At 69.8% G+C, this 12,348-nt stretch carries 11 protein-coding genes; 6 read left to right on the forward strand and 5 right to left on the reverse strand.

The features are described 5' to 3' along the window. Positions 1–20: 20 nt before the first annotated feature. From JMV16_RS23260 to JMV16_RS23275, 4 genes are all read right to left on the reverse strand, one after another. Positions 21–644 (reverse strand): DUF6064 family protein, encoded by a 624-nt coding sequence (locus JMV16_RS23260; RefSeq protein ID WP_201496719.1) that lies wholly within the window; start codon positions 642–644, stop codon positions 21–23. 10 nt (positions 645–654) lie between these two features. Further along, a complete protein-coding gene (locus JMV16_RS23265) occupies positions 655–1,626 on the reverse strand; it encodes an aldo/keto reductase (RefSeq protein ID WP_201496720.1) in 972 nt (323 codons plus the stop codon). Between the two features lie 159 nt (positions 1,627–1,785). Next, a complete protein-coding gene (locus JMV16_RS23270) occupies positions 1,786–2,862 on the reverse strand; it encodes a porin (protein WP_201496721.1) in 1,077 nt (358 codons plus the stop codon). A 244-nt stretch (positions 2,863–3,106) separates the two neighbouring features. Beyond that, on the reverse strand, positions 3,107–3,880 hold the full coding sequence (locus tag JMV16_RS23275) for an IclR family transcriptional regulator C-terminal domain-containing protein (RefSeq protein WP_201496722.1): 774 nt from the start codon (positions 3,878–3,880) through the stop codon (positions 3,107–3,109). A 182-nt stretch (positions 3,881–4,062) separates the two neighbouring features. Here JMV16_RS23275 and JMV16_RS23280 point away from each other — a divergent pair, with 182 nt between their 5' ends. From JMV16_RS23280 to JMV16_RS23305, 6 genes are read left to right on the forward strand one after another with little or no spacing between them, the layout of a single operon-like run. Next, the gene (locus JMV16_RS23280) at positions 4,063–4,929 is read left to right on the forward strand and encodes a shikimate dehydrogenase family protein (protein WP_201496723.1); all 867 of its coding nucleotides are present in this window, start codon (positions 4,063–4,065) and stop codon (positions 4,927–4,929) included. Positions 4,930–4,982: 53 nt separating this feature from the next. Further along, positions 4,983–6,128, forward strand: a complete 1,146-nt coding sequence (locus JMV16_RS23285; protein WP_201496724.1) for an ABC transporter substrate-binding protein — start codon at positions 4,983–4,985, stop codon at positions 6,126–6,128. Positions 6,129–6,154: 26 nt separating this feature from the next. Next, complete coding sequence (locus JMV16_RS23290) at positions 6,155–7,030, forward strand: branched-chain amino acid ABC transporter permease (RefSeq protein WP_201496725.1); 876 nt, start codon at positions 6,155–6,157, stop codon at positions 7,028–7,030. A gap of 10 nt (positions 7,031–7,040) precedes the next feature. After that, complete coding sequence (locus JMV16_RS23295; protein ID WP_201496726.1) at positions 7,041–8,027, forward strand: branched-chain amino acid ABC transporter permease; 987 nt, start codon at positions 7,041–7,043, stop codon at positions 8,025–8,027. Further along, positions 8,024–8,770, forward strand: coding sequence for an ABC transporter ATP-binding protein (locus tag JMV16_RS23300; RefSeq protein ID WP_201496727.1), 747 nt, complete (start codon positions 8,024–8,026; stop codon positions 8,768–8,770). The genes JMV16_RS23295 and JMV16_RS23300 overlap by 4 nt, the downstream gene beginning before the upstream one ends. A 1-nt stretch (position 8,771) precedes the next feature. After that, positions 8,772–9,521 carry an ABC transporter ATP-binding protein gene (locus JMV16_RS23305; RefSeq protein WP_201496728.1) on the forward strand — a complete coding sequence of 250 codons (750 nt, stop codon included), beginning with the start codon at positions 8,772–8,774 and terminating at the stop codon, positions 9,519–9,521. Between the two features lie 31 nt (positions 9,522–9,552). Here the strand turns inward: JMV16_RS23305 and JMV16_RS23310 are convergent, their stop codons facing one another. Then, positions 9,553–12,294: a TonB-dependent receptor gene (locus JMV16_RS23310; protein ID WP_201496729.1), complete on the reverse strand. Its 2,742-nt coding sequence runs from the start codon at positions 12,292–12,294 to the stop codon at positions 9,553–9,555. Positions 12,295–12,348: the final 54 nt, after the last annotated feature.

Raw genomic sequence — 12,348 nt, forward strand, 5'->3', positions numbered from 1 at the left:
CCGGGCTGCAGCCCAGCCTGTCAGCCGCCGCCCGCGCCGTGGAGGGCCCAGCCCATGGCGCCGTTGTGCAGTGCCGCCAGCAGCGGCACCGGCCACAGCCACCAAGGCGGGCGGCGCGCCAGCAGCAGCATGCCCAGCGTGGCCGCGACGGTCGGAGCGGGCAGGGCGCCAAAAGCCTCGGTCTGTTCGAGGGGTCGGCCGGCCAGCGCGCGGGCCAGTGGCCAGGCCAGCAGGGCCAGCGCGACGGTGGCGCGGCCAAGTGCCGTGCGCAGCGCCGGCTGCGGCGCAAAGCCGAGGCCGTCCTGCCGGGCGGCGGCCCAGGCCAGTGCCAGGCCCTGGGCGCCATAGGCCCAGGCCAGCGCATCGGCGGCCCAGTTGAGGCTGGCGTAGTGGCGGTGCAGGAAGCCGAAGCCCACCCAGCACCAGGCGCCGCCGAGCAGGGCCCAGACGGGGCGTGCCGGCGCGGCGCAGCGCCAGGCCTGGGCCAGGGCGGCCAGGCCCAGCGCCAGCAGCAGCGGCTGCAGCGGCCAGATCTCGGCGTTGTAGGCGGCCACCAGGCGAGCCCAGGCGCGCGGCGAATAGGGCAGGAAGCTGGCAGCGCGGTAGCTGGCCCAGTCGGCCCAGGCGAGGCCCCCCAATTCCATCAGGCGCGGCTCACAGCAGCTTGTCGGCCAGGGCCGCCATGCGTGCGCGCTCGCTGGCGTCGGGCAGGCGGCCGTGCGCGGCGGCCAGGTTCTCGCGCACATGATCGATGCGGGTGGTGGCCGGGATGGCACAGCCCACGGCGGGGTGGCCGAGCACGAACTTGAGCGCCAGCTGCGCCCAGCTCGTGCATTGCAGCTCGCCGGCCCAGGCCGGCAGTGGCTGGCGGCCCAGGCTGCGCAGCAGCTCGCCGCCCTCGAAGGGCCGGTTCACGATGACGGCGATGCCGCGCTCGCGCGCCAGCGGCAGCAGGCGTTCCTCGGCGCGGCGGTCGCGCAGGCTCAGCGTGAGCTGAACAAAGTCCAGCGGCTGGCTGCGCATGATCTGCTCCAGTTCGGCATGGCGGCGGCCTTCCGAGGTGGAGACGCCAACGTGCCGCAGCCGTCCGCCCGCCTTCATCTCGAACAGCGTGGGCAGGTGCTCCTGCCAGGACAGCAGGTTGTGGACCTGCAGCAGGTCGAAGCGCGCCACGCCCCAGAGGCGGCGCGAGGCCTCGATCTGTGCCGGACCCCGCGCGCCCGGACTGATCCACACCTTGTCGGCGGCCAGCACGCGCGCCAGCGCTCCAGGGCGGCGCAGGCCGTGGCCGATGACGTCCTGCGACGAGCCGTACATCGGCGACGAATCGACGAGGCGGCCGCCGCCTTCGAAGAAGGCCTGCATCACGTCGGCACACTGCTCACGCGCGGCGGCGTCGCGGCCGACGTTGAAGGTGATCCAGCTGCCCAGCCCGACCAGGGGCAGGGGTTCGCCGCTCTTGGGCAGCGGCCGGGTGGCGGCTGCCGGTGCCGGCGGCGCAGCGCCAGCGGCGCGCGCCAGCAGGCCGGCTGCGCCCAGCGCCAGCCCCTGGCGCAGCAGGGCGCGTCGCCCTGGCGGGGAACCTGGCGGGGGATCTTGCGAAGGCCGTGGCCGCTTGTCTCGCATCGCGTCGCTCCTTGCCGAGCGCACGATTCTGCGCGCCGCAAAGGCCTGGGCGGTACAGCCGCAAGGGGCGGCGCCGGGGCTGTACCCGTGGCGCGGTCAGCAATGGCAAGGCGGGCGGCCAGGCGGCAGGTGCCGCGCGGCCGGCCCGCTGCCGTCAGATCAGAACGAGGTGCGGATGCCGGCGTGCATCACCTTTTCCTGGCTGATGTAGTCCTTCAGGCCGCCGGTGGCGAAGGAGGCGCCGACATAGAGCAGGGTGCTCTTGGACAGCGCGTACCAGCCGCCGACGGCGATCTTGCCGAGGTCATCGGAAGCGCCATTGGTGCCGTCGTAGGTCATGCGCGTGTAGTTGGCGGCCAGGGTCATGGCGCCCATGGGCAACTCGCCGCCCAGGGTCCAGCCGTTGGACTTGTCGAAGGTGAAGGTGGTGTCGCCGGTGACCACCAGGTTGCTCACGCCGACGGCGGCGCCGTTGCCGCTGCCGGTGGCGAGGTCGCTGTTGCGCTGCAGGCCGCCCTTGACCTTGAACTTGCCGAAGTCGTAGTTGGCCGACAGCGAGACCGACTTGTTGTTGGTCTTGCCGGTGGCGCGCGACTCGCCCCACTCGTAGGTGGCGCCGACATACAGGCCCGCGGCCGAGTAGACGGCGCGCAGGCCGTGGAAGCGGTCGTTCGTGCCTTCGCCCGGGGCGATCTGGGCGGCCAGCGTCACCGGGCCCAGGGCCGGGGTCTGGTACTGGACGATGTTGTCGGCGCGGGGCGCGTTCAGGAACATCGGCAGGTTCTTGCCGACGTTGGTGACCGAGGTGGTGGGGTTCCACACGCCGCCGTTGCCGTAGGGGTTGCCGGCGCCGACGACCGAGTCGCTCAGGATGTACTGGCGGCCCAGGCGCACTTCGCCGGCTTCCTTGGACGAGACCGAGGCGAAGATCTGGCGGCCGAAGGCGCGGCCACCCTGGGCGGAGGTGCCGGTGTCGACCAGGATGCCGGCTTCCAGGTGGGCGCCGACGCGGATGCCGTTGCCCAGGTCTTCGCTGGTGCGGACGCCCCAGCGCGAGCCGTTGAGGCCGTTGACGGTGCCGTCGTTCATCGCCGTCAGGTCAGCCGCGCCCGACTTGCCGCCGGCCATGGACTTGTTGACGTTGAGGTCGATCAGGCCGAACAGCGTGACCGTGGATTGGGCGCTGGCGGCGCCGGCGAGGGCGGTCAGGGCGGCGGCGAGGGCGATTCGCTTCATGGCTAGTCTCCGGGTGGGGTGGCGACGGCAGTCGTCGACTTGTCGGGTGGATTGGGGGCCGTGGACCGGGCGGGTTTCGCAAGCTCAGCGCGAGTGGCCCTGTCCGGTGTGCCGTCATTGCAGCACCGCGGTTGGTGCCCGACCAGCCCTGTTGCGCGCCTATCGCGCAGCGTGCGCGGCCTTCGATCCGAATGCGGGAACACCCGCATACATCTGATGCGCCAACGCTACATGGACGGGTGCCTCAGATCAGGGGACGCAGCGCCTGCGCCGCCTCGCGCAGCAGCGGCAGCAGCTTGGCCACCAGGTCCTCGACGCTGTAGGCCTGCGAAGGAATGGTGGTGCCGATGGCGCCGCGGCAGGCGCCGTGGCGGTCGATCAGCGGCACGGCGATGCCGCGCAGGCCCATGTCGAGCTGCTGGTCGGAGATCCAGTGGCCGAGTGCGCGGGCGGCGCGCACCCGCTCGTGGAACTTGGCGCGGTCGGTGATGGTGTGCGAGGTGAAGGAGCTGAAATCGTGCGCGGCGATCCACTCGGCCAGCGCGTCCTCGGTGAAGGTCGACAGGATCACCGTGCCCGGCGACACCACATGGGCCGGCACGCGCGCTGCCACCTGGTAGCCGATGGACACCAGGCGCGGCGGGTTGCTGCGCGCCACATAGACGATTTCGTGGCCGTCGAGCACGCTGGCGTTGATGGTTTCGCCGCACTGCATCGAGATGCGCTGGATGAAGGGCTGCACCAGGCGCGGCAGGCGCGCCGATTCCAGGTAGCTCTGGCCCAGGCGCAGCACGCGCGGCGTGAGCCAGAAGTGCTTGCCGTCGCTGTCGGCAAAGCCGAAGTGCGCCAGGCTCAGCAGGTAGCGGCGGGCCGCGGTGCGCGTGATGCCAGCGCGCTCGGCGGTCTCGCTGGGCGTGAGGCGGGCGTGGTCGTGGTCGAAGGCCTCGATCACCTTGAGGCCCTTGCCGAAGCCCTCGATCAGGTCTTTGCGCTCGATGGGGAAGGGGGCGGTGGTCATGGCAACTCCTCGCGCACGCTCGCCGCCTCTGCCGGGGCCTCAGGGGAAACCCAAGTTATGGGCGGTGGCCGCTCGCGCTGCGCGATTATCGCGCGGAGGCTGTCTTTGCGCCTTGTGGCGAACCCGGGCCCTGCCTATCGTGCCGCCATCGCATCCCGCAGCCCGCTTCCAACGACGCACCCATGGACATCTCCGGCACCACGCGCGTTTTCATGATCCTCGGCGAACCCATCGCCCAGGTGCGGGCGCCCGCCGTCTTCAACCACCTGTTCCGCCAGGCCGGCATCGACGCCGTGCTGGTGCCGGCCAGCGTGGCCGAGGCCGACCTGGCCGGCTTCGTGCGCCACGCACTCAAGGCCCGCAACATCGACGGCCTCTGGCTCACCATCCCTTACAAGACCGCGCTCTACGAGATGCTGGACGACTGCGACCGCCTGGGCCAGGCGGCTGGCGCCGTCAATGCGGTGCGGCGCGGCGTCGATGGCCGGCTGGAGGGCGCGCTGTTCGACGGCATCGGCTTTGCGCGCTCGCTGCAGGGCTTCGGTTTCGATGTCGCCGGCCGCCGCGTGCTGCTGGTGGGCGCGGGCGGTGCCGGCGTTGCCATCGCGGCGTCGATGGCCACGGCCGGCGCCGCCGGCATCGCGCTGCACGATTTGTCGCCGGCCCGCACCGAGGCCGTGGTGACGCGGCTGCGCCGGCATTTCGATGCGCCCCTCGTCGCTGCCGCCAGCGCCGACCCGGCCGGCTTCGACCTCGTCGTCAACTGCACGCCGCTGGGCCTGCGTTCCGACGACCCGATGCCCTTCGATGTGGCCCGCATCGACCACGGCGCCACCGTCGTCGACATCCTGATGAAGAGCGCGCCCACGCCGCTCTTGCGCGCCTGCGCCGAGCGCGGCATCAAGGCCCACCCGGGCTTCGAGATGCTGGTGCAGCAGGTGCCCGAATACCTGGCCTTCTTTGGCTACGACGCGCTGGCGCGCCAGGTCAGCGCCGACCCGTCGGAACTGCGCACCCTCTTCCAGGCGCCTGGCGCCACGCTCGTCTAGGCCTCACCGCCCATCCCTCGCCCTCACGCACACCCATACCAAGGAGACAACCCATGCAAGCGCTACGCCTCACCCTCATCGCCGCCTCGCTCGCTTTCTCAGGCGGCCTGGCCCAGGCCCAGGCCACGATCAAGATCGCCAGCATCCAAGAGCTGTCGGGCGGCGGCGCCACCGCCGGCAACAACTTCAAGAACGGCATGGACCTGGCCATCAAGGAGATCAACGCCGCCGGCGGCATCCTGGGCAAGAAGATCGAGGTCAGCCACGCCGACACGCAAAGCAACCCGGGCGTGGCCAAGGGCCTGGCGCAGAAGGCGGTGGATGACAACGTGCTGGCCGTCTTCGGCCCCGGTTTCTCGGGCTCGATGATCGTCAGCATGTCGGAGACGCGGCGCGCCGAGGTGCCCAACTTCACCGGCGCCGAGGCGGCTTCGATCACGATGCAGGGCAACCCCTATGTGTTCCGCACCAGCTTCGGACAGCAGAACGCGATGCCCAAGATCGGCCGCTACATCGCCGCCAACCTGAAGGCCAAGACGGTGGCGGTGGTCTTCGTCAACAACGACTACGGCAAGGGCGGTCGCGACATGATCGGCAAGGCCCTGGCCGAGCAGGGCGTCAAGGTGGTGGCCGACATCTCCACCGAGCCGGGACAGATCGACTGGGCCTCGCCGGTGCTCAAGGCCAAGCAGAGCAATGCCGACGCCATCTTCGTCTACACGAACGAGGAAGAGGCGGCACGCGCACTGCGCGAGCTGCGCAAGCAGGGCGTCGCCAAGCCCATCGTCGGCGAGACCGTGCTCACCGGCCAGAAGGTGATCGAGCTGGCCGGTGACGCCGCCAACGGCGCCGTGGCCCACGTCGGCCTCACGGTGGACGCGCCCAACCCGCTGATGCTCAAGTTCAAGGCCAACTTCTACCGCGACTACAAGTACATCCCCGATCACAACGGCATCAAGGGCTATACCGGCGTCTACCTGATGAAGGCCGGCCTCGAGAAGGCCGGCAAGATCGACCGCGCCGCCCTCACCAAGGCCATGCACGGCCTCAAGGTCAGCGCCGCCAAGGAGCCCGGCGTGCTGATGGACGTGAGCGTCGACGACAAGGGCGACCTCGACCGCGAGAGCTTCCTGGTGGAAGTGCAGGGCGGCAAGCAGGTCGTCAAGGAGGTGCTGCCCCCGCTGTCCGCCAAGAAGTAAGCGACCGACTCGCGCCCGGTGCTGCCATGACCGACTTCATCCAACTGCTGCTGTCCGGCATGGCCACGGGTGCGATCTACGCGCTGGCCGCGCTGGGCTTTACCCTGCTCTGGCAGGCCTCGGGCACCATCAACTTCGCCCAGGGCGAATTCGTGATGGTCCCGGCCTTCCTGATGCTGGCCTTCAACAACCTGGGCCTGCCGCTGCTGGCCAGCTTCGCCCTCACCTGCTTCGTGGCGGTCTTCCTGCTCGGCTGGGTCTTCAAGCGCGGCCTCATCGACCCGCTCATCCGCTTCGGCATGATGCCGGTGGTGGTGGCCACGCTGGGCCTGTCCATCGCCATGCGCAACGGCGTGCGCGCCGGCTACAGCCCCGAGGCCCATCCCTTCCCCGGCCTCTTTGCCGACAAGCTGTTCAACATCGCCGGCGTCACCGTGACGCTGGCCGATGTCGGCACGCTGGCGCTGGCCCTGCTGCTGGTGCTGGGCACGCAGGCCTTCCTGTCGCGCACCGTCACCGGCCGCGCCATGCAGGCGGTGGCGCAGAACACCGACAGCGCCACCGTGCTGGGCATCAACGTGCCGCGCATGGTGCTCTACACCTTTGCCATCAACGCCCTGCTGGCCTGCGCCGCGGCGCTGCTGGTGACGCCCACCTACCTGGCCAAGTTCGACATGGGCGAGGGCCTGGCGACCAAGGCCTTCTTCGCCGCCATCATCGGCGGCTTCAACAACTCGCGCGGCGCCCTGCTGGGCGGGCTCATCGTGGGTGTCTGCGAGAACCTGGCCTCGGCCTATATCTCGCCGGCCTACAAGGACGCCGTGGCCCTGCTGATCTTCATGGCCGTGATCCTGTTCAAGCCGCAAGGCCTGCTGGGTCAAAAAGTCGAACGGAAAGTCTGAGGAGGCCGCCATGAAAACCTTGCACTGGATCACCCTCGCCGTCGTCGCCATCGTGCTGCTGGCGGTGCCGCCCATGCTCAAGAGCTATGGCGTCTACCTGTTCAGCTACTGGCTGGTGTTCGTCATCGCCACCATGGGCCTGAACCTCACCATCGGCTACGCCGGCCAGAAGTCGCTGGGCCACGCCGCCTTCTTCGGCATAGGCGCCTACACCGTGGCCATCCTGATGAAGGCCGGCTTCAGTTTCTGGTTCGGCCTGCCCGTGGCCATGCTGGGCTGCTTCGTCATCGGCCTGGGCCTGGGCTTCCCGGCGCTGCGCGTGCAGACCATCTACCTGGCCTTCGCCACGCTCGGCTTCAACACCGCGGTCTGGCTCTTCCTGCGCAACGAGGAGTGGCTCACCGGCGGCACCTTCGGCATCAACAACATCGCGCGGCCCAGCCTGTTCGGCATCAGCCTGGAGGGCAATCTGGCCTACTACTACTTCGTGCTCGGCGTGACGCTGGTGCTGGCGGCCCTGCTCTTCGGCCTGCTGCGCTCACCCTGGGGCAAGGCCTTCACGGCGCTGCGCGACAACCCGATACGCGCCGAAAGCCTGGGCATCCACATCCAGGCCTACACGCTGCTGGCCTTTGCCATCGGCGCCGTCTATGCCGGCGTGGCCGGCGCGCTGTTCGCCAGCCTGGTGCAGTTCATCGAGCCGGCGCCCTTCGCGGTGGGAGCCAGCTTCATGATGTATTTGATGGTGGTCATCGGCGGTCCGGGCTACTTCCTCGGGCCGCTGCTGGGCTCGGCCGTGGGCGTGCTGCTGCCCGAGTGGCTGCGCTTCGCCCAGGCCTGGTACCTGTTTGCCTTCGGCTCGGCGGTGATGCTGCTGATGCTGTGGCTGCCGGACGGCCTGCTCAGCATCCCCGACCGCATCCAGGCGCGCCGCCTGGCCCGCGAGGCCTCGGCCGCGCGGGCCGCCGCGGCCGCCGCCATCGGAGCCCGCTCATGATCGCCCCCGTCCTCAAGGTCAGCGACCTCGCCAAGAACTATGGCGCCATCCAGGCCGTCAGCGGCGTCTCCTTCGAGGTGATGCCGGGCGAGATCTTCGGCGTCATCGGCCCCAACGGCTCGGGCAAGACGACGCTGTTCAACAGCGTGCTGGGCCAGATCACGCCCAGCCGCGGTCGCATCGAGCTCAACGGCCACGACATCACCGGCCTGAGCCCGATGGCGCTCAACCAGCGCGGCGTCGGGCGCACCTTCCAGACACTGCAGGTGTTCGGCAAGATGAGCGTGCGCGACAACCTCATCGTTGCCGCGCAGGAGCACGCGGGCTCGATGTGGAGCCGCATGTTCGCGCCCGGTGATTCGGGCCTGGGCGCCAAGGCCGACGCGCTGATTGACCAGTTCCGCATTCGCCACGTCGCGCACAAGAAGGCCGGCGAACTGAGCTACGGCCAGCAGAAGCTGGTCGACATCGCGATGGCCTTCATGAGCGAGCCCGACCTGGTGCTGCTCGACGAGCCCTGCGCCGGTGTCAACCCCAGCCTGGTGGGCGGCATCAGCGATCTGCTCAAGCAGCTCAACCAGACGCGCAAGGGCAGCTTCGTCGTCATCGAGCACAACATGGACTTCGTGATGGACCTCTGCCACCGCATCATGGTCATGGTCGAAGGGCAGGTGATGGCCATCGGCACGCCGGCCGAGATCCGCGCCAACAAGCAGGTGCTCGACGCCTACCTGGGGAACTGAGATGGCCGACGACTGCTGCATCGAATTCGACGACGTCGTCGCCGGCTACGGCGACTTCATGATCCTCAACAACCTCAGCTTCAAGGCCCGGCGCGGCAAGATCACGCTGCTGCTGGGCCCCAACGGCGCCGGCAAGAGCACGGTGCTGAAGACGCTGTTCGGCATGCTCAAGGTGCGCAACGGCCGCATCCGGCTCAACGGCGGCGACATCACCGGCGCCAGCGCCAAGGCGTTGCTGGTGGAGCACGGCATCGCCTTCGTGCCGCAGGGGCGCAACCTCTTCGGCCAGCTCAGCGTCTACGAGAACCTCGAGCTCGGCGGCATCACGCTGGGCATGAAGACCACGCGCGAGCGCATCCCCGAGGTGCTGGAGCTGTTCCCGCGCGTCAAGGAGCGGCTGCACAGCGCGGCGTCTTCGCTTTCGGGCGGCGAGCAAAAGCAGCTCGAGGTGGGCCGCGCCCTGCTGCTGCGGCCCAAGGTGATATTGATTGACGAGCCGTCCATAGGCCTGTCGCCCATGGTGGTGGCCGATGTCTTCAAGCTGCTGCGCCGCCTGGCCGACCAGGGTGCGACCGTGCTGATGGTGGAGCAGAACGTGAAGAGCGCGCTCAAGATGGCCGACGAGGCCATCGCCCTCGAATCGGGCCGCCTGGTGCTGCACAAGCCGGCCGGCGAACTGCTGGCCGACCCGCACATCGAGCGCCTCTTCCTCGGCGGCGCCCACGCACCGGCGGCCGCGGCCAGCGCCTGATCCGCGGCCCGCCGGGCCGCGGCCGGGCGGGCTACTGGAAGGCGTAGGTCGCGCCGAGGTAGAAGCTGCGACCGCGCGGGTCGGTGTAGCTGGGGTCGTAGCCCGAGATGAAGAAGTAGCCCTGGTTGGAGAACGGCGGCGCGGTGTCGCCCAGGTTCTTGATGCCGCCCCGCAGCGTGAGCTGCGCGGACGGCGACCACGAGGCCGACAGGTCCCACAGCGAATAGGCCTTCACGCGGTTGGGCGCGATGACGGTGCCGGTGCCGGTGTCGATGGCCGAGTTCTGGTCGTCGTAGCCGCTGTGGTAGCTGTTGGTGAGCGACAGCGCCCAGGGGCCGCCGGCCCAGTCAGCCGTCACGCGGTGGCGCCAGCGCTGCACCACGCCGTTGGTGACGAACTTGCCCAGGTTGCTGACATAGGGGTCGCCATAGCCGGTCTGCTGGCGCGAGCTGAGCGCCAGCGTCGACTGCAGGCGGCCGCCGACGCGGCCCAGGGGCGTGGCCACCGGCTTGAGCTCGGCCATCAGGTCCAGGCCCGAGGCCTTTTGGCGGCCCCGGTTCTCCTTGCGCAGCTCGATGAAGCAGATCGTGTTGTCGGCGGGGTCGAGGTCGCAGCCGTCCAGGCCCTCGTCCTCGCTGAAGCGGTGTACCAGGCCTTCGTACTTGCCCAGGTTGGCCAGGATCACGTCGTCGCCCAGGGTGCTGATGAGATCGCGCTTGGCGATGTTCCAGTAGTCGATGCTGAAGCTCAGGCGCTCGCTGGCCTGCAGCACCAGGCCCAGCGAGAACTGGCGCGAGCGCTCGGGCTTGAGATCGGGGTTGGCGAAGGTGCGCGTCTCCCAGCTCGAGGCGCAGATGCCAAGGTCGCCGCCGTTCTCGCCGCAGAACACCGGGTCGGGCAGGATGGAGGTGCCTCCCACCTTGGTGGGCCGCGAGAGATCGGTGAGCGAGGGCGCGCGAAAGCCCGAGCCGGCCGAGGCACGCAGCAGCAGCGCCGGGCTGGGCGTCCAGCGCAGGCCGATCTTGGGATTGGTGGTGCCGCCGATCTTGTCGTACTGGTCGTGGCGCAGCGAGAGCTGCAGCTCCAGCTGCTTGGTCAGCGGCGCGTTGATCTCGCCGTAGACGGCCCAGACGCGGCGCGACTGGTCGGTGGTCTGGGCGTCGCCGGGCGTGTCGTCGCCCAGGATGTTGTCCGACAGCAGCAGCTCCGAGGCGCGCGAGCGTGCCTTCTCGCGCCGCAGCTCGGCGCCCAGGGCCAGGGCAAGGTCGCCGCCGGCGATCTTGAAGAGCGACTTCGAGCCCTTCACGTCCAGCGCCGTCATGCTGCCGCGGGCGCTGCGCACCTCGTCGTTCACCTGGATGCCCTCCAGGTAGGCCAGGCCGGCGGCCGTCTGCGGGCCGAAGAGGTTGACGGTGCCGTCGCGTGCGCCGTCGATGATGCCGTCGAAGAGCAGGTAGCCGCGCACGTCGCGGTCGGACACCTTGTTGACGCTGTGGTTCAGCGCCGCGTCGTAGTCCCAGCCGGCCAGCGTGCCGCTGGCGCCCAGCACCAGGCGGGTGCCGGTGCTGGTGAGTTCGCTGGTGCGGTTGCCGGCGTCGAGCAGGCGCGCCTGCACCTCCACCGCCTGGCCCGGCAGCGCCGCCGCCAGCTGCGGGATCAGCGCCGTGGGCAGGCGGTTGCCGCCGCGCAGGCGCACACGGTTGCTGGTGCCCACGTACAAGGTCTTGGCGTCGCTGTAAGAGATCTCGCCGAAGAGCTGGTGCTCGGGCGCCAGCTGCCACACGGCGCGCGCCAGCAGGCCCAGCTTGTCGGACTTGGGCGCCAGCTCCAGGTCGCCCATGAAGTCATAGGTGCAGCCGTTGACGCCGCCGATGCCACCGGCCAGGTTGAGCGAATGCGGCGGCGTGCAGCCCGGCGCCGCAAAGTTGATGCGGCTGCCGGTGATGGCCTGGCCGTTGATGCGGAAATCCTGCGCCTGCAATTCGGCGCGCTGGGCGGCGGTGAGCACGATGTTGCCGGGGAAGGGTGCGTCCGACAGCAGGTGGGGCAGGCGCTCGGGGATGCGCAGGTCGCGCACGAACTGGCGTTGCGAGGTGCGCAGCGCGTCGGACTTCTGCACGTCGAAGACGCCGAAGACATTGAAGCCGTCGCTGGCGACATTGCCGAAGCCGGCCGCCACCGAGGCCGTGCGCTTGCCGCCGCCGCTCTCGCCGGTGCGCGAGACGTGGGCGTCGACCTGGGCGCCGCGGTAGTCCTTGCGCGTGATGAAGTTCATCACGCCGCCGATGGCGTCGGTGCCGTAGAGGGCCGAGGCGCCGTCGAGCAGGATTTCCACGCGCTCGATGGCGGCGGCGGGGATGTTGTTGAGGTCGACGCCGCTGTCGTCGCCCGGCGAGGCGAAGTTGGCCATGCGCCGGCCGTTGAGCAGCACCAGCGTCGAGGAGGTGCCCAGGCCGCGCAGATTGGCCGAGTTGAAGCCCATCTGGTCCTTGAAGCCGCCCGTGCCAATGCTCACGCCGTCGGTCAGGTTGTTGGCCGAGGCCGAGATCGTGGCCATCAGCTCGGCCGCGGTGGTGACGCCGGCCTTGTCGATGTCGCCGCGCGTGATCACCTGCACTGGCAGCGCCGATTCGGCGTCGATGCGCTTGATGGCCGAGCCGGTGATCTCCACCTTCTGCGTGGTCTGCGCCAGCGCCGGGCCGTGCAGGGCCAGCAGGGCGGCCTGGGCGCAGACGCCCAGGAGGAAGGGATGGGCGCGGCGACGGGTCGTCATGGGGGCCTTTCGGTGCAGAGGGGTGGGCGGCGGCCAGTCTAGGGACCGGCGCCC

The organism is Rubrivivax sp. A210 (assembly GCF_904426505.1).
Classification (GTDB): domain Bacteria; phylum Pseudomonadota; class Gammaproteobacteria; order Burkholderiales; family Burkholderiaceae_C; genus Rubrivivax.

Coding starts and splice junctions, on each gene's coding strand:
- JMV16_RS23300 (WP_201496727.1), top strand. CDS start 8,024: ATGATCGCCCCCGTCCTCAAGGTCAGCGACCTCGCCAAGAACTATGGC.
- JMV16_RS23310 (WP_201496729.1), bottom strand. CDS start 12,294: ATGACGACCCGTCGCCGCGCCCATCCCTTCCTCCTGGGCGTCTGCGCC.
- JMV16_RS23285 (WP_201496724.1), top strand. CDS start 4,983: ATGCAAGCGCTACGCCTCACCCTCATCGCCGCCTCGCTCGCTTTCTCA.
- JMV16_RS23290 (WP_201496725.1), top strand. CDS start 6,155: ATGACCGACTTCATCCAACTGCTGCTGTCCGGCATGGCCACGGGTGCG.
- JMV16_RS23275 (WP_201496722.1), bottom strand. CDS start 3,880: ATGACCACCGCCCCCTTCCCCATCGAGCGCAAAGACCTGATCGAGGGC.
- JMV16_RS23305 (WP_201496728.1), top strand. CDS start 8,772: ATGGCCGACGACTGCTGCATCGAATTCGACGACGTCGTCGCCGGCTAC.
- JMV16_RS23265 (WP_201496720.1), bottom strand. CDS start 1,626: ATGCGAGACAAGCGGCCACGGCCTTCGCAAGATCCCCCGCCAGGTTCC.
- JMV16_RS23260 (WP_201496719.1), bottom strand. CDS start 644: ATGGAATTGGGGGGCCTCGCCTGGGCCGACTGGGCCAGCTACCGCGCT.
- JMV16_RS23295 (WP_201496726.1), top strand. CDS start 7,041: ATGAAAACCTTGCACTGGATCACCCTCGCCGTCGTCGCCATCGTGCTG.
- JMV16_RS23270 (WP_201496721.1), bottom strand. CDS start 2,862: ATGAAGCGAATCGCCCTCGCCGCCGCCCTGACCGCCCTCGCCGGCGCC.
- JMV16_RS23280 (WP_201496723.1), top strand. CDS start 4,063: ATGGACATCTCCGGCACCACGCGCGTTTTCATGATCCTCGGCGAACCC.